General features: G+C 57.1%; 18 protein-coding genes and 1 tRNA gene. 11 read left to right on the top strand and 8 right to left on the bottom strand.

Features of this window, described 5'->3' with window-relative positions; genetic code table 11:
• The first annotated feature begins 24 nt into the window (after positions 1-24).
• The gene (locus tag M504_RS01300) at positions 25-912 is read left to right on the top strand and encodes a penicillin-binding transpeptidase domain-containing protein (protein ID WP_047487048.1); all 888 of its coding nucleotides are present in this window, start codon (positions 25-27) and stop codon (positions 910-912) included.
• Positions 909-2606, top strand: coding sequence for a SpoIID/LytB domain-containing protein (locus M504_RS01295; RefSeq protein ID WP_047487045.1), 1698 nt, complete (start codon positions 909-911; stop codon positions 2604-2606). The genes M504_RS01300 and M504_RS01295 overlap by 4 nt, the downstream gene beginning before the upstream one ends.
• Here the strand turns inward: M504_RS01295 and M504_RS01290 are convergent.
• The 7 genes from M504_RS01290 to M504_RS01255 all read right to left on the bottom strand — a co-directional run bounded on the left by M504_RS01290 (position 2546) and on the right by M504_RS01255 (position 10460).
• Positions 2546-3319: a hypothetical protein gene (locus M504_RS01290; protein ID WP_047487042.1), complete on the bottom strand. Its 774-nt coding sequence runs from the start codon at positions 3317-3319 to the stop codon at positions 2546-2548. The two genes, M504_RS01295 and M504_RS01290, sit on opposite strands and share 61 nt — an antisense overlap.
• On the bottom strand, positions 3316-8004 hold the full coding sequence (locus tag M504_RS01285; protein WP_052200176.1) for an alpha-2-macroglobulin: 4689 nt from the start codon (positions 8002-8004) through the stop codon (positions 3316-3318). Before M504_RS01285 ends, M504_RS01290 begins: the two co-directional genes overlap by 4 nt.
• Positions 8004-9023, bottom strand: a complete 1020-nt coding sequence (locus tag M504_RS01280) for a DUF1175 family protein (RefSeq protein WP_052200175.1) — start codon at positions 9021-9023, stop codon at positions 8004-8006. The genes M504_RS01285 and M504_RS01280 overlap by 1 nt, the downstream gene beginning before the upstream one ends.
• Before the next feature lie 255 nt (positions 9024-9278).
• Positions 9279-9355, bottom strand: a tRNA-Glu gene (locus M504_RS01270).
• Between the two features lie 166 nt (positions 9356-9521).
• Entirely contained in the window at positions 9522-9797 is a 276-nt protein-coding gene (locus tag M504_RS22615) for a DUF507 family protein (RefSeq protein WP_047487031.1), read from the bottom strand.
• A complete protein-coding gene (locus M504_RS22610; RefSeq protein WP_255347708.1) occupies positions 9797-10099 on the bottom strand; it encodes a DUF507 family protein in 303 nt (100 codons plus the stop codon). The genes M504_RS22615 and M504_RS22610 overlap by 1 nt, the downstream gene beginning before the upstream one ends.
• 1 nt (position 10100) lies before the next feature.
• On the bottom strand, positions 10101-10460 hold the full coding sequence (locus tag M504_RS01255) for a ferredoxin (protein ID WP_047487027.1): 360 nt from the start codon (positions 10458-10460) through the stop codon (positions 10101-10103).
• A gap of 44 nt (positions 10461-10504) precedes the next feature.
• On the opposite strand from M504_RS01255, the gene M504_RS01250 reads away from it, so the two are divergent.
• From M504_RS01250 to M504_RS01210, 9 genes are all read left to right on the top strand, one after another.
• Complete coding sequence (locus M504_RS01250; RefSeq protein ID WP_047487024.1) at positions 10505-10966, top strand: hypothetical protein; 462 nt, start codon at positions 10505-10507, stop codon at positions 10964-10966.
• An 8-nt stretch (positions 10967-10974) separates the two neighbouring features.
• Positions 10975-12846 (top strand): single-stranded-DNA-specific exonuclease RecJ, encoded by a 1872-nt coding sequence (gene recJ / locus M504_RS01245; protein WP_052200174.1) that lies wholly within the window; start codon positions 10975-10977, stop codon positions 12844-12846.
• Between the two features lie 45 nt (positions 12847-12891).
• Positions 12892-14142: an efflux RND transporter periplasmic adaptor subunit gene (locus M504_RS01240; protein WP_047487018.1), complete on the top strand. Its 1251-nt coding sequence runs from the start codon at positions 12892-12894 to the stop codon at positions 14140-14142.
• A complete protein-coding gene (locus M504_RS01235; protein ID WP_052200173.1) occupies positions 14142-15077 on the top strand; it encodes a lipopolysaccharide assembly protein LapB in 936 nt (311 codons plus the stop codon). Before M504_RS01240 ends, M504_RS01235 begins: the two co-directional genes overlap by 1 nt.
• The gene (locus M504_RS01230; protein WP_047487015.1) at positions 15074-16522 is read left to right on the top strand and encodes a TolC family protein; all 1449 of its coding nucleotides are present in this window, start codon (positions 15074-15076) and stop codon (positions 16520-16522) included. The genes M504_RS01235 and M504_RS01230 overlap by 4 nt, the downstream gene beginning before the upstream one ends.
• A 97-nt stretch (positions 16523-16619) precedes the next feature.
• Complete coding sequence (gene hpnJ, locus M504_RS01225) at positions 16620-18098, top strand: hopanoid biosynthesis associated radical SAM protein HpnJ (protein WP_047487014.1); 1479 nt, start codon at positions 16620-16622, stop codon at positions 18096-18098.
• Between the two features lie 90 nt (positions 18099-18188).
• Positions 18189-18629, top strand: a complete 441-nt coding sequence (locus M504_RS01220; RefSeq protein ID WP_047487013.1) for a hypothetical protein — start codon at positions 18189-18191, stop codon at positions 18627-18629.
• A gap of 33 nt (positions 18630-18662) precedes the next feature.
• A complete protein-coding gene (locus M504_RS01215) occupies positions 18663-19091 on the top strand; it encodes an EamA family transporter (RefSeq protein WP_052200768.1) in 429 nt (142 codons plus the stop codon).
• Positions 19088-19474, top strand: a complete 387-nt coding sequence (locus M504_RS01210) for an EamA family transporter (RefSeq protein ID WP_047487012.1) — start codon at positions 19088-19090, stop codon at positions 19472-19474. The genes M504_RS01215 and M504_RS01210 overlap by 4 nt, the downstream gene beginning before the upstream one ends.
• Positions 19475-19493: 19 nt before the next feature.
• On the opposite strand, the gene M504_RS01205 is transcribed toward M504_RS01210, so the two are convergent.
• Positions 19494-23813: an Ig-like domain repeat protein gene (locus M504_RS01205; protein ID WP_198137499.1), complete on the bottom strand. Its 4320-nt coding sequence runs from the start codon at positions 23811-23813 to the stop codon at positions 19494-19496.
• Positions 23814-23894: the final 81 nt, after the last annotated feature.

Here is a 23894-nt window from a genome sequence, read left to right as displayed (position 1 = left end):
ATCATTGACGAGTACAACTATCCTATGCGTTTTTTGCTGGTAGCGGCATTTGGAATCACATCGTGTGCAGGCCTTGGAGAGTGTTCTCTCCAGGGTCCCGAAGTGTACCCAAAGCAGGTGGCAACTACTGGCACGCAAACGCATAGCGAGACTACATCTGTCAGCACCAATATCCTGCAAGACCACCTTCGCGTTAACAAAGCCTCAGGCGTATTGCTCGACTGGAAGACGGGAAGACTGTTGGCAAGCGTAGGCGAACAACATGCCGCCACACCAGGTTCTCTTTTGAAACCGCTCGTGCTCTCATATGCCCTACGACGAGGCATCGTCAGTGCCAATACAACAGTTTATTGCCGCCGTACGCTTCACGTTGCCAATCGTTCCCTGCCATGCACTCACCCAACAGACCAACCGATGCTAGATGCGCAAGGCGCACTTGCATTTTCCTGCAACACTTGGTTCGCTTCGGTTGCGCGGCGTATGAGCGCACAAGACCTCGAAGAGGTTTTTCAGCAGACACATTTACGGCATTCGTCCGCACAATTCAATGATGCCGACACTCGCATTCTGACAGCCTTGGGCCTTGAGCATGTCTCTGTATCCCCACTTCAGATCGGCACTGCCTATCGCGCCCTGTTACTGCATGAATCCCATACAAGTGCCGTGTGGTCCGGATTACGCGATTCCGTTGTTTACGGCATGGCAAACAATGCACGTGTCCCTGGGATAGAGGTCCTTGGCAAAACGGGCACTGCCAGCAATGCAGGGACATGGTGGACGCATGGCTGGTTTGTTGGCGCCATTTCAGACCGATTTGTATTGGTCATTTATTTGCCTCATGGAGATGGTGGTGCCGCAGCAGCGCTTGCTGGTGCTGTACTTCGAGAGTTCCTGTCCGAAGGCGTTCGATGAAGCGCATCGCGGCCTTACTGTTATGGTTCACGATAGTTTGCCACGCACAGAACGATGGTGGCGGTCGCGATGTGAGAATTGCATTGTTCTCTGCGCAACCACTGCAAAAGCTCACTGTCGCTGCGGCTGGCCCCGGGGCATGGTGGGCACCATGCGCAACCTGTCGCCACCAGCCATTGATCACACCGCTCCATATGCCTGGGATTCAAGAGATAGTTGCGGGTGGTCCAGTTACGGTCCAGAACGACGAACATCTTCAGAAGAAAACGGCGAATGGTCGTTGGCACTTGCATAGTGCAAACCACGGCACAATAGACGTCGTGCTCACGCTGCCAAGCGAACGCTACGTGGCAGCAGTGCTTATGGGAGAAACGGACTCAAGCGAGCCGACCGCATCGCTCCAAGCCATGGCTGTTGTCGCTCGTACCTTTGTCTTGCGGACCTCATCCCACAAAAACACTCCAGGCCATCTTCCAAGCGACATCTGCGACAGTACCGCATGTCAGGCAATAAAGCTTGGGCCGGTATCTGCTGCAGTGAATGAAGCTGTCCGCAGCACTGCGGGAGAGACTCTCTGGTTTGGCTCGCAACGTTCTCGGGTATTCTTCAGCGGCAGTTGTGGCGGTGTTACAGAGAGCGCGGGGGCCGTGTGGCCAAAGCTCTCGTCGCTTCCCTATCTGCGCTCAATCGCTGATCCTTACTGCGTTCGCAAGGACCATGCAACATGGCACGCGGAAATTCCGCTGACATCGTTTCAGGAGATAGCAGCACGAGAGGGTTGGCATCTTCCATTGGCCGTCGTGTCAGCACACGTCACAGCAAGAACGTGGTCAGAACGAGCCAAAACCATCGCATTTATCAGCAACAACCAACAACAGTCTGTGGTTGCGGCATCTGCTTTACGGCTTGCTATAGGACGCTCCATGGGCTGGAACCTTGTACGGAGCGATCTTTATGATCTCCGCGTGCGCGACAGCATGCTCGTCTTCGACGGCCGAGGCCATGGCCACGGCGTCGGCCTGTGCCAGCAAGGTGCCAAAGAGATGGCACGCATGGGCAAATCATATCGCGAGATCCTCGGACTATATTTCGCAGGGACAAAGGTCCGCATCACACCGTCAGACGATGGCTGGCACCAGACCACACAAAACGGAATCTCTTTGACGAGTACAGCGATACCCCCACAGGCCGTAATGGCGCTGGCAGCTGAATCATGGCTTTTTGCGAAGAGCCACTACACCACACCGCACATCATCATTCCTTCGATCACCGTCGCACCCAGCACTGAGTTGTTCCGTCAATTGACTCTACAACAGGGATGGCAACTGGCTAGCACCTCGGGTTCCACCATCATTTTGCAACCGTTCTCTGTAATTGCCGGAAATAGAGTTTCACTGAAGAAGACGCTGGAACATGAAATGCTGCATGTCGCAGTTGAAAGCAGCGCTAATCCCAAGGCTCCGTTATGGCTACGTGAAGGCCTGGTAGAAGTCCTGGCGGAGGAAGAGATCCATACCTCCCCTACACTTTCTCCGCAAGATACCGAACGGCTTCTACAAAACGCAGCCAGCCAACAGGAGAGCCAGGCAGCGCACGCTGCAGCGGCTGCGCGCACACGGCAATTGGTCGATCGCTACGGCATCTCCGCTGTACGCGGCTGGCTCGTTGCAGGCTCGTCCATCCCAATAGAGTGACTCCGAACAACAGCGTGTGCCATGGCCTGCAGAAGTAATGCAATGGTGGCGGCATTCAATACGATTACCAGCGCCATCCGAGCCATCAGGCTAAATGCCTCCACACGAAGGCCATGCCCCGGAGTCCATCCCATCAATTTCCCGGTGAGAACTCCCCCAACCACTGCGAACAGCAAAACAGACAACCAATAACGCCACGACCAAAGGATGGCGCGAAGGCCCTTTACAAATGCGTCGCGAGTGATAACGACAAACGCAGCGGCAGTCAGGAAACCTGCCGTGCCCCAACACACCAGATTCTCCAGCCAGGACGACCACTGGAAAAGGTGCTCAAACGAAAAGAGGCTCCGAAGCGAAGAAGGAAAACGCGAATTCAGATACCCCGCCCACAGGACTGTCTTCGCGCTCAGGTGGTCCACGCCAAGCGAGATCGAATACCAGAGTACTGCGGCCACAATCACAGCGACCGTACCCGGTATAAGGCCTCGCAGGATGATTGGTCGGCCTGCGACACGAAGCGCGATGGCGGACTCTCCAGCGCCACCAATGACAGCAATCAGCAATATCAACAGGATGCTGATCAGCACCTCAAGAGCATTGGCATCTGGAATGTGCAGCCATCCCACAATTAGCAGAAAGAGCACTGTAGCAAGCGCGACTTGTTGCAAGGCAACGACAACTGTGTTGCGCAGTATGAGCCGTGATGGGTTCATCGCGCACCTCCTGGAGCAGGAACGTTCAGATGCGAAGCATCGCTGGATGCTTCAATGCCTGGCTGATACATCGGTTCCACATGAGAGGGACTGATATTGAAGTTTCCAGGGTTCACAACGCGAATGAGATAGAAGACTTCCTGCCGCCCTGTGAAATCGCTGGCGAAGAATGCAGCGCGATCATCGTGAAACTCGCGACGTGTGAACCAGTCATACCAACCGCCGGGCCGCTTATCGATGGGATAACTATCTTCATTCGTAATGAACTCCGTACCCGCAGGGATGGGATCTTCCAGAAGGAGATATCGCATGGGAGAACCATTGATAGCCTCATGCACGGCAATCACATCACCTACCTGAGCATCTGTCCCAAGCGGTACAAGGCTGTATACAACCTTGCCGTCCTTCTGCGTCGGTTGCAGCTTAAAGTAATCGCGTGTCAGGTTCAGTGAAAGCGTACCGGCCTGGTAGTCCTTCTTTTCGGTGGAGAAATATCGACCACGCACAGACCAATACACGCGGCCAGAGCCACCATGCCGCACGATCTGCACACTGTTCCCCGTAGTGGCAAGCTGCGCGCTGCTTAGATCAACCTTCAGAGAAGCACCGCTCAAAGCATCATTCGCATTGAAGGTTCTCTCCCCAACCGACTTGCCATTGACCAACACATCGACGCTGAAGTTCGCATCCAGTTCGTGCGATGCGGCCAGGTAGTCCACCAAACCAAAGAGCACCATCGCCGTCTGCTCGGTCGACTCCCACCATCCACCGTTATTGCGTGCCCGCATAAGCCACTGTGCCGCTCCCGGCAGCAGAGGATCATTCGCGTTGATTTTCGCGAGCAATCGCACAGCATAGGCCGTTGCTTCTGAGTCGTTGTTGTACTCCGCATCCAGCAATGGAACATACGAACCGGTCCACGAGACAAGCTCACCCTTTCGGGTTGCCTTACCACGTAACAGATTTGCGATCTCGGCAGCACGAGCATCCTTGCCCTGCAGCATCGCCAGGCCGGTCATGGCCAGCGCTTCTGGCTGCAGATCTTTACGACGATCCCACTGTGCATCCAGAGCTTCATTCAGGTTGGTATCGCCCGCGTTCGCAAGCGCATAGACCACAGCGGCGCGTAACTCCGGTCGCATTTTAGGATGATCCTTCAAACCTTTACGGAGATACTGCATGCCGCGATTGATCATCTGCTTTTGCTGCGCGTTCATCGGAACAAACTGTGCCCCCTGCCCCAAACCACCGACGACATAGGCAGTCATGTAGATGCGGCTATCGTCTTCCTTCCACCAACCCCATCCACCATCGTCATGCTGATAATCCTGGAGACGATCCAGCCCCGCAGACATCTTTGCATGTAGATCTGCTTCATCAACATGTGCGCCTGGTTTCAACCGTTGCAAGGTCTCCGAGACAATTACGTTTGGCAGGAAGCTGGACATTGTTTGCTCCGTGCAGCCATACGGGAAGCTGGTGAGGTAATCGAGCGCCGTGAAGAGCGACCCCGCAATGGATGGGCTGACTTCAATACGCACTGAGTGCGCTGCGGCATCCGTACTCGCAGGAAAGTTCACCGATGCATTTGCTTGGGCTCCCTCTTGTGTCACGACCCCGCTCGATGCAAGTGTCTTCGCAACACCGGCTGGCTCTACCGGGAAGCTGACCTCCAATGCGTCCGATTCAGTATCGGTGATAGCTGTCGCGACCAACTTCACAGATCCAACCTGCGATGCCTTCAGACGCCATAGCACCGTGGCCTCTCCCTTACTAGGTACCGGCACAGTCGCGTCGGGTGCATGCACAACGTCCAGTCCACTCACGTTCAGCGATACCTTCACCGTCTTCCCGTCAGGAAGATAGTTATGCACGATAACGGGTAGCGTGATCTCGTCGCCTTTCAGCATGAACCTGGGCGTACCCATACGCACAAGCACATCTTTCCTCACCAGTACCTTGCTGGACGCCGAACCAGCCTTGGAATCGTCCGTGATCGCATGTACGGTCGCACGCCAAGTGGTCAGAGAATCAGGGAATGTCAACGTCACGCGCGCATGACCGCTGCTGTCTGTATGAACATCCGGCGCCCAATACGCCGTATCAGGAAAGGCTTTGCGTACCTTCGGAGCAGCCTCGTTCCCCGGCTTCACCTGTGCCAGTCGCGGCCGGAAGCGGCGGTTACGTTCCGCAAGCATGGGAGACTTTGAACCGGCTTCGCCGCTGAAGTAATACTCCAACGACGACTCGACTTCAGCGCTGCTGTAACGCTGAGGGTAGAGGCTCTTGACCATATCGCCACTGGAGTCTGGATAAAGCGAATAGATCGCTTCATCAACCACGCCAAAGCTCACATCCGCGCTCACAGGATTCCCGGCAAAATCCTTCGTCAGCACATCATAGGTCGCACTCTGTTGCGGCTGAAAGATGTCCTTCGTCTGCGTGACCTCAACTTGCAATTTCTGCTGCACCGGCGGAACCGCGATGCGCTTCGTCGCCTGATAGAGGGTGTTGTTCTTCAGGAACAGCGTGGACACGGTAATGTTCGGCTGTGCATCTCCTGTAATAGACAGGTCAAACGACAGAGTCTTGCCATCCGTATGCATCACCTCACGTTTCAAAAGCGTTGCGCCTTCTGTAATGACAAGTGCATGGAAACCCGCCACCTCAGAAACAATGCTGATGTGCGCAACATCACCAGGCGCATAGCTCTTCTTGTCCGTCACAATCTGCGCCGTACCGCTACCACTCTCCCAGGACCGTTCGCCGGCACCCAGAATGTACAGATAACTGGTGTCAATCGGATCTCGTGTACCACTCTGAACGGACGCTGCTGTCGCCATTACCTCGGCAGAAGCATATTGTGGTGTCCCCACAGGGAGTTCACCGGTAGCATGTCCAGACGCATCCATGGTCACATCCGTAGCAGCCCCTTCAGTAATGACGTTCTTCCCGCTCTCCCAATGACGGAACCGCAGCTGTAGGTGAACGCGTGTACTCACCGGTTTGTTGTCGTAGTCCACTGCGGTGACACGTACCTTTGCCATCTCGTTAGGACGGACGGCATAACTCACCGGCTCTACATTGACACGGAATGTGCTGTACGTCGCCAGGAAGCGCCCGCGCCCGGTGATCTCGCGATTCGCAGCATCGGTAACACCTGCCTCAACGGTGTAATCCAGATCCGAATGCGAGTTCCCTTCCACTTGTGTTGGCACCTGGATCGTCAGCACTCCTTTGCTATCCAGAACGCCCGTCTTCTCGGCTTCCTCATCGCCGTTATATCCGGCAGAGTCATCACTGCTATCTGAATCCGCGGGTGATTCATCGTCATCGGATTCGCCCCACCAGAAGTGGCGCTCGTGATAAATCCTGTACTTCACTTTGCCACCAGCCACCGGTTCGCCAAAGAAGTAGCGCGAATCAATTGTGACTGGCACCGTGGTGCCTTGCAGCACTCGCTTCTGCTGTGCCGTCACCTGCACACGATACTCGGGCTTACGGTACGCTTCGACATGGAAACCGGACGTAACAACAACATCGTCACCACTCTGAACACGCAGCGTGTAGTACCCAAGTGCAGCATCCTTGGGTAGTTCATAGTCGCTGGATACATTACCGTGCACAACCGGCAGATCCTTCTCGAAGACCGTTTGGTCAGCACCATCAACGATGGCTACATGAGCCTTCGTTATATCGGGTATCGCGAGGGAGTTTCCTCGCTTTTCACGCAGAATCGCCTTCCAATGCACGGTATGCGTCGGTCGGTATACAGGCCGTTCCGTGAATGCGTAGCCGACCATATTCCGATTAGAGGAATAGTTCAGAGTCCAGCCACCCGGCGTGGACACAGCAACATCCTTGTCTTTGGCGGAGACGATCCAGAGATTATCGTTGTCGCCCTTCTTTTCCTTTACCAACAGGTCCGCTATGCCATTCGCGTCAGTCGTTGCTGAGGCAAACGAGTTGTGGCCGTAGCCAGCATCCACCTTTGCTCCGGAGATGGGTGCTCCCGTTACACGGTCGACAACATACGCTGTAATGCCAGTGGGCGTGGTCCGTGTGACGAGCACCATCTCCGTCACCATCAAAAGCGTGTATGCCTTGTAGCGTCCATCCGTTGCTTCCAACAAGTAGAGGCCAGCCTCCAGCTTCGATACCGGAACGTCATTTGCATCGGAAATATAGGTAGACGGCACCTGTTGATGCCAGCGTGCAACAAGCTGCGATGAATTCAGCACCGGAATCTGCGCGAACTCCGCCTCGGATACGATTCGGCTTTTCCGATTCAGCCTCGTCTGTTGTTGCCGCAGAGAATGGCGTGCCTCGTGCGAAAACTGATGACGGAAAAAGGATCGGATGCTATTCCAAAGCGCAGTCTTCCAATCATGAAAGCGCTCTAGCCAGCTCTTTTCATCCACACGCTCAGGTCCAAGCAGGCTTCCCTCGGGACCAAACGAATGCAACTCCCGCAGGTTCTCCAGAAACTTCACGGGATCGTTCACGCGGTAAACGCGAAACTCCAGCGCATCCACGTTATGTGTGTACAGGTGGATCTTCGGCTGCTCACCCGGCGCGAACGTCTTGCTTGAGCTCAGATTGAACGATACGGAGTCATCTTGTGCATGGAGCGACGAAACAGCCAGTAACAACAAAACGAACAGAGAGACAACGCGCAGTCTCATCAAGGGTCCTCTCGGAGAATGTTCCAACGATACACGCCAAGGAAGTTACTGTTCTGAGAATTTGGTCGCCACCGAGGATCGGGATGTTCCAACAAATCCTGTAACAACACACGACGTATCTCACCAGGCCCGTGGCCAATCGGACCCGTGTGATAGATCACCCACTGCTGTGTAGTTCCAGTGATGATCATCGAGTGATACGGAGAGTTCTGTTCGAGCTGCCGGAAGAACAGTAGATCCCCCGGACGTGTGCTCTGCGGATTCCTGCTTAAGAAAAAGGTGTTGAGCCGCCAAAGAGTATGAGCATCTGCAAACTGAGCAAACGCACCATTCTCCACATCAGACGGCACGAACGCTCCTTCCTTCACTCGAAACAATGCGGCCCGCAAGGGCGTGAGTGGATAGAGGTACTGCCCAACTGAGGGTCTTGTGATCTGAATAGAAACCGGAGCGGTGCTGAGCCACGCTTCATCATGAGCGTGCAATGCATTGCGGTAGGACCAACGAAGGAGCGCGGCACAGTCATTGATCTCGTTCGGCACCTTTTCCTTGGGAAGGTCAGCCGCGGCTTCCGCCATCGCGGTAAACCATCCACGAAAAGCACTGCGGTCTTCTGCACTATGCAGACGCAGTAGGTCAGGAGTGCCGTCGCCGAAGGAATCCTCGAGGCTTGGAACGAAATGGATTTTAAGTGTCGTTACCGACTCGCCGTAGGAGACTCGTACAGTACGAGTCTCAGGGTTTACGGGAGCTTGAACTGTAAGCTCGATCTTCTTCGCCTTGCCCCTTGGAATCCGCGCAGATACTTCGCTAACGGAAACCTCGGAACTTTGTATTTCACTGCCGTCCTTCAGGGTGACAAGGCCAAGGCGGTGAAAACGGCCGTCTGCCGGAATTTGCAGAGTTTGCTCCAGAATTACTAGAGCACCTGCGTGGCTTCTGCGCACGCTAAAAAGAAGCAATGCAATGAGAAGCAGTACAGCAGAAACTCCGGCGATGAGTCGACCAATCAAGTGCATCGATCTTACTTTGGGATCGAGCTGCAGAGAGACGGCCAGACTAAATATCTAGCCGAGTCATGGCAATCGTCGGAGTTTCTCGCTCGCCTACAGGGAGATCGGATGTTTCCGCAGAAACTGAGCTCCATGCAACGCACAGAAATCTGCGTTGATTTGCATTTATTTGCGTTTTCCTCAGCAACAGCCCCCAAGCTGAAACAAGAAAAGGCGCGGCTCTGCGCGGTCTCTGTAATCTATTGATTTATAAGGAGATTGTGGTAGCGATACCGGGGCTCGAACCCGGACTCTTCGCCTTGAGAGGGCGACGTGTTAACCAGTTACACCATATCGCCACTTTGGGAGGGTGGCTGTCGCTTACGCGACTTTCCTACTATACCGCAGCAGCGCCCGGATTCCAAATGCTTTACCGCAATCTCTGCGACCTCAAAACGGCAGCTCGAGCTTGCCTAAAGCCATGGCCTGGCAACGATAAAGGCTATTTGAGAACCCGAACTTAACCTAGATCCCCAACCGCTTCACTTCGTCGTTATAGTACTTGCGGTACAGGATGTCCCACTCCTGCGTACCTTCCAGAATGATGCGCTGCTGGGAAGTGATTTTCTGGCGCGCTGCAGCGTCAATCTTCACTTCTTCGGCGAAAAGCTGCTCCAGAATTTTGCGAGCTTCCTGGCGGATGGTGTTGCGGTCCTCAAGGAATTCCGCTTCATCCGTATCGGCGAGCGTATCTGCGATCACGTGGGCAAGTTTGTTCACTTTATCGCGTGAAATGCGCATTACAGCACCGCCTTGTACTGCTGCACCAGGCGCAGCTTGATCTTCTTGAACATCTCCGGGTAGCTGGCGCCGACTTTGCTCATCTCACCCTGTAACTGCTCCAGAATCAGGCGAGCCTCTTCGTTGATGCGGTCTTCGAGAGAAAGCTCGTCAACCAGGCCATTGTTGATGCGTTCTGCCAGAACGGCGGGCTTATCCGTGCGTACGACTTTCGCTTCCTGAAGCCGGCGCACCACCTGCCGCGAGAGATATCCGACGTAATCCTTTGAGAAGAGCATGGGCAAGAGGAGGATAGCACGCAACTTAGTCGCGTTTCTCTGCCCTTCGATCCGCATGGGCCAGATTGGCGGGATTGTCGTGCAGCAGACGTTCCACCGGACGGTTGTTCAGCAGGTGTTCCTGCACAATCTCCTCGGCGTCTTTCGCCTTCACAAAGCTGTACCAAACGTTGTCCGGATACACCACGCAGACCGCGGCGTGTTCGCACTGGTCCATGCAGCTGGTTTCCAATACGCGGACACGGCCCTTCAGCCCGGCATCCTTCACCAGGTCCTTCAGCTCGTCCTTCAGTTTCCTCGAGCCTTCGTTGCGGCACGAGGGACGCGAGGCGTCAGGATCGCGCTCATTGAGACATACAAGAATCTGCCGCTCGGGAACCGCCATCTTCCCATGCTAACGTCACGCCGAAGTGAGACAATAAACACGAAATGCACCCTGACGATCTGCTCGGCCTCAAAGACGACATGATTGCGTTCATCGCAGGCAACGGCCTGCGTACGGTGAATGCGTATGTTCCGGAAGACGTTCCTTCTGTCATGTTTGAGGAACACGGCCCCGATGCCTGGAAAGACTTTGTAGAGCACGCCAAGGCCACCAACGTTGCCTTCGTCACCATGAGCGAAGTCGTGCTGGAAAAGCAGGACATTGAGATGCTCATTGAACGCACCCGTGTTCACCGCTTTCCCGACGAAGCCGGCCAGGACCTCGATGACGCGCAGTATCTTCTGCAGCACATCGGCAAAACCGGTTATCTGCAGATCGGCTTCGCCTACAACGGCATCATGTTCCTCTATGAAACGGCTACGGACTGGTACGACCGTTATCAGCAGTGGATGGAAGCCGTGGCCGATCTGGGCAGCATTGTTCTGGATGACAGCGACGAAGACTGATCCGCTCAATGTCTGAACCAGAAGAAATCGCAACAGCCCGAAATGCACGCTGGGTCTTGCCGGATGAACCCGGTGTAGAAGCGCACGGTCTTGCTGCGGCGCTCGAGCAGCCGCTCTGGTTCGCGCAGGTACTTGTCTCCCGTGGAATTGAAACTCCCGCAGATGCTCGCCGTTTCCTCATTCCAGATATGGCAGCCCTGCACGATCCCATGCTCCTCGGTGGCATGAAGGAAGCCGTAGCGCGCGTGCTGCAGGCAGTCGCCAAGCGCGAACCCATCCTCATTTATGGCGATTACGATGTCGACGGCACCACCGCCACCGTACTGCTGAAAACGGCGATTGACCGCATCACGCCCACTGGCGGTCCCTCGCTGGTGCGATATCACATCCCCCACCGCATTCGCGAAGGCTACGGCATACAGTCCAGCGTGCTAGCTGAAGCCGCCACACAGGGCATTCGCCTCGTCATCAGTGTCGACACCGGAATCCGCGCCTTTGCTGCGGCGGAAGAGTCGAAGCGCCTCGGCCTTGACCTGATCGTCACGGACCACCATCTCCCTGACGGCATGCAGGGTATCCCGGAAGCCATTGCGGTCATTAATCCCAACCAGCCCGGCTGCGACTATCCGTACAAAGAACTTTGCGGCGCGGCGGTCGCCTTCAAACTCGCGCATGCCCTGCTCCACGCCGCAACAAAGCCAGCCGCTGATCCCAACGCCTATCGCGCGGTCGACTTCCTTGCCCTTTGGGACAAGCTGCTCCCTTCGCTGCTCAAGCTGGTAGCCATTGCCACCATCGCAGATTCTGTTCCACTCACCGGCGAAAACCGTGTCATCGTTGCGCTCGGCTTAAGAGCACTCCGCGATCAGCGGCAGTCCGGTCTCCGTGCCTTGTTCGACCTGGCAGGTGTCGTCTCGGACGAGGAACGCGGACCTTCAGCCACAGACATCGCCTTCCGCGTTGCGCCACGCATTAACGCAGCCGGACGCATGGATGTGGCCGCAGATGTCGTCCGCATGTTCCTGGCACGGACACCGGAAGAAGGAGCAGCGCTCGCCGCAAAGCTCCACCAACTCAACGAAGATCGTCGCAACGTGGAAGCCAGCGTACTGGCCACGCTGGAAACACAAATGGAAGCCCTCCGCTCCGATGAATCCGCTCTCGGCACCATGGGCTGCCTCGTACTCGACGGTGAAGGCTGGCATCGTGGTGTCATCGGTATTCTTGCCTCGCGCGTCGTTGAGCGCATGCGACGCCCCGCGCTCGTCATCGCGCATGAAGATGGACAAGCTCACGGCTCGGGCCGCTCCGTTTCCGGGTTTCACCTGCTCGACGCCATTACCGCGGCACACACCGAAACAGAGCCGCTGCTGTTTGACCGTTTCGGCGGACACGCACATGCCGTCGGCTTCTCCCTGCCGTCAGATCGCGTGCCCCTCTTGCGCGAGCGTCTGTCGACATACAGTCTTGGCCGCCTTTCCTCGGCCATGCTGCAGGAGCGCATTGCGATTGACGCAGAGCTGCCTTCAGCGGAACTTAATCCCGACCTGATAAAGAAATTGCATCTGCTCGAACCGTTTGGCCAGGGCAACCGGGAGCCTCTCTTCCTGTCACGCGATTGCCAGGTGGAAGAAGCTCCAAAAACATTGAAGGAGCGCCACATCAAACTCCGTATTCGCATCTCACCGGAATCAACTGTGGACTGTCTGGGATGGAGCCGAGAAATCGTGTGGCCGGAAAAAATCGCGGAGATGGGTATCGCATCAGGATCCCGCGTGGATGTTGTGTATCGAGTACGTGAAAATCGGCATCCACAGTTTGGCGGAGTGGAAATGGAACTGTGTGATCTGCGGTTAACACCCGTCTCGACAACAAATTGAAGCGCAGACCGGGCGAGAGGCGTCCTATACAATGACGATTCGGGCATGAGCGAACAAGCAAGCGTAAACGGCAGCAAAATCGCGATTCGAATTCTGATTGTGGCAGCGGCCGTTTCGGCCCTTGTCTTTGGCATTCGCTATTTCACACGTAGCGAAGTGGAGATCCGTGTTGCGAAGGCCAGCTATACCGACCTCGTGAGCAACACTTCCACCACAGGCAAAGTTGAGCCCACCCAGAATTTCCAGGCGCACGCACAGGAACCTGGCAGCGTTCAGGCTGTCTACGTGCGTAACGGACAGCAGGTTGCCGCCGGCACTCTGCTCCTTAAGATGAACTCGGCCACCGCTGAATCGCGCGTCGAAACGGCGCGTTCCGCCATTGCACAGGCACAGGCCGCACAGGCCGACATGCGCAATAACGGGTCAAAGGATGAGCGCATCGCTATCCTCGGCGACCTGGATCGCGCGAAATTGCAGGTGGAACAATCGCAGAAAGATCTCTCTGCACTGCAGGCGCTTCAGGCGCGCGGTGCGGCCTCCGCATCAGAAGTTGCTGCCGCTCAATCCCGCCTGTCCTCTGCGCAGAGCTCACTGGGTGCCCTTCAGCAACGTTCCACGTCACGCTATGCGTCGACAGACCTGAATCGAGTACAGGCGCAATTAAACGACAGCCATGCCGCTCTGGGCGCGGCAGAGCAACAGTTGTCGCAGGAAATCGTTCGCGCTCCATTCGCCGGTACGGTCTATTCCCTTCCCGTGAAGGCCTATGACTTTGTCGGTGCGGGAGAAGAGCTCATCCAGCTTGCCAACCTCAATAACATGCAGGTGCGCGCCTACTTCGACGAACCTGAGATCGGCAAACTCAAGGTTGACCAGCAGGTGACCATCAAGTGGGATGCGCGGCCAACTCAACAGTGGCATGGTCACATCGTCCGCGTGCCGACCACGGTCATCACGTACGGTACGCGTAACGTCGGCGAATGCCTCATCTCAGTCGACGATGCCACGGGCGATCTTCTGCCCAACACAAACGTAAACGTCAGTGTCATTACTCAGGAAGTGAACCATGTCCTCAGCGTTCCGCGCGAAGCGCTACATACCCAGGGCAGTTCGACAAACTATGTATACCTGATTCAGAAGGGCCGCCTTGTGAAGCGCACCGTGCAGATCGGCAACTTCAACTTGTTGAACGTGCAAATCCTCTCTGGCCTCAACGACAGTGACAGCGTAGCCCTGAATCCGACCACCAGTTCCATCGATCTTCAAGAGGGACTACAGGTCAAGGTTGTGCAGTAATGAAGCGTTCGCTCCAATTCGCAGCGCCAATTCTGCTGGCATCCTTATGTGCCACGGCGCAGGTTCCTGCGTCCGCAAAGGCAGACGCGCACAACGGCCGCGTCGATAGCGCTTTTGCGGCGTTAGGCAATGCAAAAGGTGCTGACGCCGAGTTTCTGCGTTGCGGACTCTATAACTCCATCGAAGACATCGACCACGCGATACAGGCCTGCGAAGCAGCTACGGCGGCTGCGCCAAACAACAGCACCTACGAACTGGAGCTTGCACGCATGTACGGCAACAAAGCGGATCACAGCGGAGCCTTCACCGGGATGCGCATGGTGGGCAAGATCCGAGGTGCATTCGAGAAAGCCGTGCAGCTCGATGGTTCCAACGTGGAAGCGCTCAGTGACCTTGGCCAGTTTTACGTGGAAGCTCCCGGCATCGTAGGTGGCGGCACGGACAAGGCAAAACTGCTTGTCACAAAGCTGCAGCCCCTTTCCCCAGCACGCGCACATCGGCTCAGTGCCATGATCGCGAATAAGAGTCACGACGACGCCACAACCGAAACGGAATACAAAGCAGCACTGGCTGCAGGTCATAGCCCGGAGGCATGGGTTGACCTGGCGCGTTTTTATCGGAACCGTAAGCAGGACGATAACGCCGAAAAAGCGGCGCTATCCGCAATCCAGGGCGATAAGGAACACGGCCCCGACACACTGGATGCAGCAAAACTGCTTCTGCAGATGCACCGCAGCGTTCCCGCGGCTCAGGCCGGTCTACGCAGCTATCTGGCCACGCCACAAGAACACGTCGCTTTCTATGCGCAGGCTCACGTGCTGCTTGGCGATAGCCTGAAGGCATCCGGCGATAACGACGGCGCACAGAAGGAATATGCCGCAGCTCTGGCGTTAGCGCATAACTACGAACCGGCACGGAAGGCCGCCGGCAAATGAAAATTTCCTGTCTCCTCATCTCGTCTGTATTGCTCTGTTCTGCTACCGCGGCACACGGTCAGGTATCGCTGTCCTCTGCGGTGAACCTTGCTCTCAAGAACAGTCCGAAAGTCCGCATCGCCAAGGCTGACCTCGACAAAGCAAGGGCTGGTCACAGCGAGTCACGCGACGCCTATATTCCGGTCGTCTCCACCACCACGGGCTATGGCCAATCCACCGGCGCTCCGCTCGGCGTTCCCATCATCTTCTCCATCAGCGCGCAGAGTCTTCTCTTCTCGTTCTCGCAGAAGGACTACATCCGCTCCGCCAACGAATCCGTCAAAGCTGCTGAACTGTCATTGCATAACGCGGAAGTGGAGGTGGTGGAAGACACTACCAATACTTACCTCGCGCTCGACTATGCCACGGAACGCAGCCGTGTCCTCCAGCAATCTCTCGGCTATGCAGACAAGCTCGTCAACGTCACAACGGATCGCATCTCCCTAGGCGTTGATCCCAAGGTAGAACTTCCGAAGTCGCGTCGTACCGCCACTCAGATTCGCCTGCAGCAGTTGCAGGTACAGGATGACATCGCCGCCAACCGACAGCATCTTGCAGAGCTCACTGGCCTGCCCGCAGTCTCGTTTACGACAGATCGTGCCAGCATTCCTGCCTATCAGGCCAAGCCGTCCATCACAACAGAGGATCCCGATTCGGTTTCTGACGGTGATGGCATCAAGGCCGCCTTCGCAAATGCCAAGTCAAAACAATACGTCGCCTTCGGCGACAAGCGTTATCTACTGCGACCGCAGATAGTCCTGGCGGCAAATTACAGCCGTGTCGCCATCGGCCTCTCTTCGTATGCCTCGTATTACCCCCGTTTCGGTGGCACCCCGGATAATCCCAACAGCGAGAACTCCTTCGGCTTCGGCCTGCAGTTCAACATTCCTTTGCTGGATATGGCCCACCGCGCCAAAGCACGCGGCTCTGCCGCCGATGCGGCCCGCGCCTATGCCGACGCGGACCTGCAGCGGGCAGTCTATCGCGAAGGCCGCGCCAAACTGCAGAACGCAGCCCGCGAACTCGACCTGCGCGCACAACTGGCGCGAGATGACAGAGAGATTGCCCAGGATCAGCTCGAAACGCTGCAAATCCAGTTAAATCAGCAGGGTGGAAACAACCAGGGGCCGCAGATCACCCCGAAGGATCAGCTCAACGCCCAACTTCAGGAACGTCAGAAGTATCTCGACGTACTCTCCGCCGACCTGCAACTGCGCCAGACGCAGGTGAACGTAATGCGCCAGACCAACACCCTCGGCGACTGGATTTTGAGCGCAGTAGGCGGAAAGAGCAGCACAATTGCGCCGTCAATTCCTCCGGCAACGGGAAACAACACGCCGGGCGTCCCGGGAACAGCGCCTTCGGGCGCTTCCACCACGCCAATCCCCCAGGCACCCGGTCGCTAAAAAGATCCTCTAAACTCACTGCCACGAACACCTACGGGTTCCCTTGCCCGAAAAAGCTCGCTGGGGGTGAAGAAATGGTAAAATCGGAGCTATTGCCATGGTATTGAAGACACTGCTTCTGAACCCGCCCTCCTTCGAAAACTTCGACGGCGGCGCCAGCTCACGCTGGCCCGCGACCCGCGAGATTGAGTCCTACTGGTATCCCGTGTGGCTCGCCTATCCCGCCGGCATGCTCGAAGGCTCGCGCCTCCTCGACGCTCCGCCGCACCACATCTCCGCGGATGAGACCATCGAGATCGCCAAGGGCTACGAGTTCCTGGTTCTCTTCACCTCCACCGTGGGCTGGGCTGGCGATCACGCTCTGGCACAGGCCATCAAGAAGGCCAACCCCACCATCAAGATCGCCTTCGTTGGACCGCCGGTCACCACCGACCCCGAGCGCGCTCTGAACGAGTGCAGCGCCATCGACTTCATCTGCCGCCGCGAGTTCGACTACACCATCGTCGAATACGCGCAGGGCAAGCCGATCAGCGAAATCCTCGGCCTCTCCTATAAGGACGAGAACGGCGTCATCCAGCACAACCCGGACCGTCCGCAGGTCGAAGACCTGGACGCGATGCCTTGGGCCACCAAGATCTACAAGCGCGACATGGACGTCACGCGCTACAACGTGCCGTTCCTGCTGCACCCCTACATCTCGCTGTACAGCACACGTGGCTGCCCGGCGCAGTGCACCTTCTGCCTCTGGCCGCAGACCCTCTCCGGTCACGCATGGCGTAAGCGCTCCACCGACGACGTGGCCGCCGAGCTGAAGTGGGCCAAGGAGAACTTCCCTCATGTGAAGGAATTCTTCTTCGATGACGACACATTCAACATCCAGAAGGAACGCACCATCGAGCTCTGCGCAAAGCTGAAGCCGCTCGGCATCACCTGGTCCTGCACCAGCCGTACCACCACGCATCGCGACACGCTGAAGGCTATGAAGGAAGCGGGCTGCCGTCTGCTCATCGTGGGCTTTGAGTCCGGCGATCCGCAGATCCTGAAGAACATCAAGAAGGGTTCCACCGTCGAGCGCGCTCGCGAATTCGTGAAGGACTGCCACGACCTCGGCCTCATCATCCACGCCGACTTCATCCTCGGCCTGCCGGGCGAGACGAAGGAATCCATCCGCAACACCATCAACTTCGCGAAGCAGCTCGACTGCGAGACCATCCAGGTCTCGGTAGCCCACGCTTACCCCGGCACTGAGTTCTACGAATTCGCCGAGAAGAATGGCTTCATCACCAACGAGAACATGAACGACAACGGCGGCCACCAGATGGCGCACATCGAGTACCCCGGCCTGCCGACGGAGTACGTAATGGAAGCAGTTCACCGCTTCTACGACGAATACTACTTCCGCCCGAAGGCAGCGTTCCGCGTCGTCTGGAAGGCCATCGTCAACCGCGATGTGCCCCGCCTCTACGTGGAAGCAAAGTCGTTCATGAAGCTCCGCTCGCAGCGTAACAAGGCCGCTCGCGCCAAGGCGGAAGAGAACGCACTGAAGCAGCAGGAATCAGTCAGCATGAACGCGTAAGCATCATGCTGGTATCAAACAGAAAACGCTTCCTTCGGGAGGCGTTTCTTTTCGCTTGCATACCAGCCGATCCCACATCAGGATGCAGTCATGACCTTCCGCATAACCAACAATGGTGGCCTCAGTCAGATTGTCATCTCTCTTGTATGGGTTATCTTTAGCGCGGACCGGCTCACCAGTCATTCGGTCTATAGCCTTTCTTACCGGCGTTGGCTTACCGTGATTGCTCTCACGCTGTGGCTACTCTGCCTGTGTATGAACGTGTTGTTTTACCTCTCAGGCAAAGTTCAGTTCACTGAGCGTTCGCTGCGAATCCGCCAAGGTTTACGTTCCGTCTTCATTCCCTACAGTTCCATCGTCTCCTTCCAGCAGGCATGCGATGGCAAAGGAAAGCTAAAAAGAAATGTAGTGGAACTCGAAGTCGCGAAACTCTCCCACGACCTGTATCCACATCAATACAAGGAACTCCACCTGAAAGACATGCCGGGCTTTCTTGCCGCATTGCAACAGCGCGTCCCGCAGCAATCCTGAGTCTATTTCGTCCCGATACAATCAAATGTGTCGATGTCTCACCGCCTAAAATTCTCGCAATACCTCATGCTCGTCTTCATCATGCTGGGCGCATCGGTGGGCGATGCACTGTTAAGCCGCGGCATGCGTGAAGTTGGCCCTGTCTCCTTCGCTCATCTTGGCCTCTTACTGCACGCTCTGCTGAACCCGTGGGTGATCGCCGGCATCGCAGTGCTCATCAGTTTCATGGGCAGTTACATGACGGCGCTGTCATGGGCCGACCTCACCTTTATTCAGCCCGCAACGGCCTTCGGCAATGTAGTCACTGCTCTGATCGGCCGTCTCTGGCTACATGAAGCCATCACCCCCACGCGCTGGGCTGGCATTGCCTGCATCGTCATCGGCGTGGGTTTCGTAGCGAACGGACCATCGAAGACAGAGCATAAACACACGATCGCATTAACCGGAGGCGAAGGCGCATGACGCATCTTTCTGCCGACACCGTGATCACGATTGTTCTGATGGTCGCAGGCGCCACCGTAGGCGAAACGCTCATCTCTGCCGCCATGACGCGCGTTGGCGATCTGGATGAGATCCGCTCGAAATCCGGCCTCCCAGGCGCAATCAAGGCGGTCGTCTCCTCGCCGTATCTCATCGGCGGCATCTTCTGCATGGCGATCAGCTTCTTCTCGCTGCTCTTCGCTTTATCAGGAGCCGACCTGAGCCTCGTAGCCCCGGCGACCAATTCCCTTACCTTCATCGCAACAGCGATCGCCGCAAAGTTCTACCTGAAGGAAAATGTCGATCGTCGCCGCTGGCTTGCAGCCATCTTTGTAGCCGCAGGCGTAGTTCTGCTCGCTCGCTAAAGCTTCAACCGAAACGCGACTACTGCACGGTTACAGACACTGCGGCAGTACGGCTGGCAGCAACCGGCCCACCAACGGCGGTTCCCACCACCTGGAAGGTCAGCGTTCCCAACGGTGTGCCTGAGTCCGTCGTCCCTCCACCATTGTTGGAGGTGGAATCTTCTCCGCACCCACCGCTCATCAACCCAACTCCCAGCAGAACCAATAGCAACGCAGCCACACGCCGCCTGCGCCCTCCCATCAACAGCAACGCAAACAGACCCGCAGCAGACGCGCCAACCGCGATCCTGCTAGCACTCTTCGTAGATGCGGCGGCCTTCGTTGTATTGATCGTGATCACAGCAGACGAGCCAGTAGTAACGCTCGCAGGATTGATGGAACAGGTCGTCTCCGTGCCGGCCGGTGCCGTGCATCCCAACGCAATCGTTCCGCTGAAATTATTCACTCCGGCAACAACCAGATTGATCTGCGCAGAACCTCCCTGCGAAACCGTCGTTGAAGAAGGCGTGAACGACATCAAGAAGTCGCCCATGTTCACGACAAGCGCCGCAGCCGTCCCTTTGTTGAATGCCGTATCGCCTGAATAAATGGCGGCGATACTGTGCGACCCCGCCCGCAGCCCTGTAGTGGAAAGCGCAGCGTAGGACGCATTCAAGCCGTTCGACAATAGCGAAGCGCTTCCAAGATTTACAACGACACCGTTGTACGTGTCATAGAAAGTCACCGTGCCGGAAGGCACCAGTGTCGCGGTTGAAACCGCTGACGTGGCGGTCGCGGTCAGCGTAATGTTCTGCCCCACAATGCCATTCGTCGTACTCGCCGTCACGGATACAACAGCATCAAGCGGCAGCGGCACCACCGTGATCGCGTCCGACGTGCTTCCATTCCAGTTCGTATCGCCGCTGTAGATTGCCGTCACACTTGTCGACGTAGCAGAAGTAAACGTGACCGAAGCAGTAGCGACTCCATTCGCAACCGCTGCCTTGCCCAGCAGCTTATTGTTTGCGTAAAAGCTCACGGTACCGCTGTAGGTATAGGTTCCCGTACCAGTGCCGGAATTCGCAACGGTCGCAGAGATGCTCACCGGCACTCCAGCCTGCGGTGAAGAGGGCGCACCCGTGATCGTCGTCTTGGTGTATCCCTGCGTCGTCGTCACACTTACCGACGCTGTATTGCAGGTGATGTTCGTATTGCACGTGATCGTAATGGTGTATTTGCCCGGTGGTGGTACGGGGAAAGCAATGCTCGCCGTCGATGTTGTCGCACCCACACCCGTCGCTGTCAGCGTACCGGTATAAGTGCCGTTGTTACCGCTAACCGTCGCAGTCACTGTGCCAGCCGGCGCCACACCGCCGCTCGCTGCTGACGCATTCACCGTGATGTTCGCGTTATACCCATACGGCACCGATCCCGTGGGTGAAATCGTCGCTGTAATCGTCGCCGTCACAGGCGTAATCGTGATCGTCACAGCAGGCGAACTTGTCGAAGCCGCATAATTCGTATCGCCCCCATACGTCGCAGTCAGCGCATGACTACCCACCGTCAACGTGCTGATCGCAATGCTCGCCGAGCCTGCGCTCAGCGTCCCGGTGCCCACCACACCGCTCGCGTCGCTGATCGTGACAGTCCCACTGGGAGCAGTTCCCGCTGTCACATAACTCGACGGCGTCACCACCACATTCAGCGTGAAGCTCGTGCCGTACGCGCCGGTGTATCCCGACGAAGACGTCAGCGCAGTCGACGTCGTAATCAACGTCGTAGTCGCATCCGCAGTTACTGCGTTCGAAGTTGCCGCATTGAAATTCGTATCGCCGCCATACACCGCCGTCAACGTATGCGTCACAGTGGCCGTGACAAATGGCCGCACCCTCGAAGATGTGGATACTGACGTACCCGTAGCCAGCGAACCGGCGAACGTGGCAACACCACCCGCACTCAACGTCCCGGTGCCGATCTTCGTGGCTCCATCCATGAACGCAACAGTTCCCGTCGCAACTGTAGAGGACGTGCTTGTCACAGCCGCACTCAGTCCCACAGTCGCAGCTGTCGGTGACGACGCAGTCTTCGTCAGCGTCACCGTTGGGATGATCTTGCTCGTATCAATCGCATTCGAAGTCGCGGCATTGAAGTTCGTATCACCCGCATACGCAGCGGTCAGAATGTGTCCCGAGCCAGACGTGTAACCGCCGGTATACGTCGCAACGCCGGAACCATTCAGAGTCGCCGTACCAATCGCCGTGCTGCCATCCAGAAACTGCACTGCGCCCGTAGGAATGGTGGATGTTCCCGAAGGTGGCGTCACCGTCGCGGACAAACTCGTGCCCGCAGTGACCACTGCCAGCACCACAGTTGGCGTCACCTTCGTGATGGCATTCGCCGTCGCGGTGGCAGTGTTGTAATTCCCATCACCGCCGAACGTCGCCGTCACAGCATGTGTTGCGCCGCTACCCAACGCGCCGGTATAGGCCGCCACGCCGGAGCTGTTCAACGTGCCGCTTCCAATGGCCGTTCCGTTATCCAGAAACTGCACCGAACCTGTCGGAGCAACCGTCCCAGTCCCCGCAGTCGTTGGCACGGTCACAGTCGCAGTCAGCACCGCCGCCGTTGACGTTCCCGTCTGCGTCAGCTTCATCGCCGGAGCACCCTTGCCCACGGTCACAGAGAAGTTGGTTCGTGAGTTGCACGAAAAGCTCGCGTCCGAAGTGCAGTTCGCCTGGAAGGTAAACGTACCCGCATTGGAAGCAGGCACATTGACGCTGGCCGTCGCCTGACCGCTCGTCGACGCACCCAGCGTCCCCGTGTACGAGTTCACATCGACAGCCGACCCATACGGCCAAACCGTAACCGTACCCGACGGCGTACCAACACCGCTGGTAGAAGAAACCCCCACCGACACCGCCATGATGGTCCCCACCAGCGGCGTGCCATTGACACCAGCAATCACCTTCGCCGGCTCGGCACCAATCGTCGCCGTATCAACATTCGTGGTGCTACTCGCGTAGGTGCTGTCACCGTTATAGGTGCCGTAAAACCCATACTGGCCACCGGCAAGGCTATTGGTCGAATATGTCGCAACGCCATTCGTCATCGCCGCAGATCCCAACGTGCCGCCCTGCGAACTGGCGAACGTGACCGTGCCCGTCGGTGTCCCGGAACCTCCAGTGATCGTTGCGGTCAATGTGATCGACTGTCCATGCGTCAGCACATGCGTCGACAAACCAATCACAGAGCTAAAAGGATTCGTCGAACCAACCGCCAGCGCCTTCACCAGCTTCGCCACATCCACCGTACCCAGACCATCCGCAGCGGCCCACGTGCCATCAGCCACAGAAGAGTCGGCATGCGTGAACACGCCCGGCTCCGGCGCCACCTGGTAGAAACGCGCCGCAACCTCACCCTGCCTACCTGATGTAGTCGACACAGAGGCCAATCCAGCCGCAAGCGCTGCAACATCAGTTACCGCCGCATCAGGAGTCGCTCGCAGCCCATCCGCAGGCAAACCCTGCGCCGCCTGCCAATCAGGCCTCGGAGTTTCCTCCCCGGAATCATCGCCAGCAACCGCCGCAGCTTTCACCACCAGCAGCGCCCGTTCCGGCACCAGCGAAGACGAAGCACCAACCAAAACCACCGTCTGTCCCTGCGCCGCCGCCTGCTCCAGCACCGCGGTCAACTCCTCCGCAGAAACCGACGTCTTCGTAAGATCAGCCATCAGAACGGCAGCCGTATTCGCATCCACCGAATCTGCAAGCACCGCCACGGAATCCGTCGAAGCCGCCATCGCATCCAGCCCGGAAACCGACCCCACAACACCCGCCAACGCAGTCGGCACACTCGGCGTTCCCATCACCGAAACCGCGTCGCTCGAACCCAACGCCATCCGATGCAGCGACACGGCAAAAGCCGTCTCTGTCTGCTGGGCTGTTCCGCTCGCTTCCAGCCGCATGCCACTCGCTGCAACCGAATTCACCTGCAGCCCCTGCGATTGCAGCCAGGTCGTCACCTGCGCCACCGCATCCGCAGAAGGTGCGAACCGCTTTGCGAACACATCCGGCGTCAGCCACTGGTGATACTGGCTACTCCCCTTCGTCCGTACATCTTTGAGGAATGCGTCCAGATCAGCCTGCTGCGCGATCGTCCGTTTCAGGGTGATGGCAATCGACGGCACCTGCTGCGAAGCCGCAACCTCACCCGCATCCGAACCCACGACGGCAGCACTCCGCACCTGCGGCAGGGCAGCCCGGCCATCCTGCGCAACGGCGGAACAAGGAAGCATCGCGAGCAACGCCACTCGAAGCAGCACCTGAAAACCGGAAGGCAGAACACGACGGACAGCGGGCATGAATGGCATAAGAGGGATGACAAACTAGTTTCCCCCGGCAGTCGGCCTCAAAGCAAGCGTGTCACTTTTCAAATGATCGCA

This window comes from Terriglobus sp. TAA 43 (genome assembly GCF_000800015.1).
GTDB lineage: Bacteria > Acidobacteriota > Terriglobia > Terriglobales > Acidobacteriaceae > Terriglobus.
This window is presented reverse-complemented; position numbering and strand designations above follow the sequence as displayed.

Bases quoted from the DNA above. Each gene is read 5' to 3' on its own strand.
- M504_RS01300 (WP_047487048.1), top strand. From the start codon at position 25: ATGCGTTTTTTGCTGGTAGCGGCATTTGGAATCACATCGTGTGCAGGC.
- M504_RS01295 (WP_047487045.1), top strand. From the start codon at position 909: ATGAAGCGCATCGCGGCCTTACTGTTATGGTTCACGATAGTTTGCCAC.
- M504_RS01290 (WP_047487042.1), bottom strand. From the start codon at position 3,319: ATGAACCCATCACGGCTCATACTGCGCAACACAGTTGTCGTTGCCTTG.
- M504_RS01285 (WP_052200176.1), bottom strand. From the start codon at position 8,004: ATGAGACTGCGCGTTGTCTCTCTGTTCGTTTTGTTGTTACTGGCTGTT.
- M504_RS01280 (WP_052200175.1), bottom strand. From the start codon at position 9,023: ATGCACTTGATTGGTCGACTCATCGCCGGAGTTTCTGCTGTACTGCTT.
- M504_RS22615 (WP_047487031.1), bottom strand. From the start codon at position 9,797: ATGCGCATTTCACGCGATAAAGTGAACAAACTTGCCCACGTGATCGCA.
- M504_RS01255 (WP_047487027.1), bottom strand. From the start codon at position 10,460: ATGGCGGTTCCCGAGCGGCAGATTCTTGTATGTCTCAATGAGCGCGAT.
- M504_RS01250 (WP_047487024.1), top strand. From the start codon at position 10,505: ATGCACCCTGACGATCTGCTCGGCCTCAAAGACGACATGATTGCGTTC.
- recJ (WP_052200174.1), top strand. From the start codon at position 10,975: ATGTCTGAACCAGAAGAAATCGCAACAGCCCGAAATGCACGCTGGGTC.
- M504_RS01240 (WP_047487018.1), top strand. From the start codon at position 12,892: ATGAGCGAACAAGCAAGCGTAAACGGCAGCAAAATCGCGATTCGAATT.
- M504_RS01235 (WP_052200173.1), top strand. From the start codon at position 14,142: ATGAAGCGTTCGCTCCAATTCGCAGCGCCAATTCTGCTGGCATCCTTA.
- M504_RS01230 (WP_047487015.1), top strand. From the start codon at position 15,074: ATGAAAATTTCCTGTCTCCTCATCTCGTCTGTATTGCTCTGTTCTGCT.
- hpnJ (WP_047487014.1), top strand. From the start codon at position 16,620: ATGGTATTGAAGACACTGCTTCTGAACCCGCCCTCCTTCGAAAACTTC.
- M504_RS01220 (WP_047487013.1), top strand. From the start codon at position 18,189: ATGACCTTCCGCATAACCAACAATGGTGGCCTCAGTCAGATTGTCATC.
- M504_RS01215 (WP_052200768.1), top strand. From the start codon at position 18,663: ATGTCTCACCGCCTAAAATTCTCGCAATACCTCATGCTCGTCTTCATC.
- M504_RS01210 (WP_047487012.1), top strand. From the start codon at position 19,088: ATGACGCATCTTTCTGCCGACACCGTGATCACGATTGTTCTGATGGTC.
- M504_RS01205 (WP_198137499.1), bottom strand. From the start codon at position 23,813: ATGCCCGCTGTCCGTCGTGTTCTGCCTTCCGGTTTTCAGGTGCTGCTT.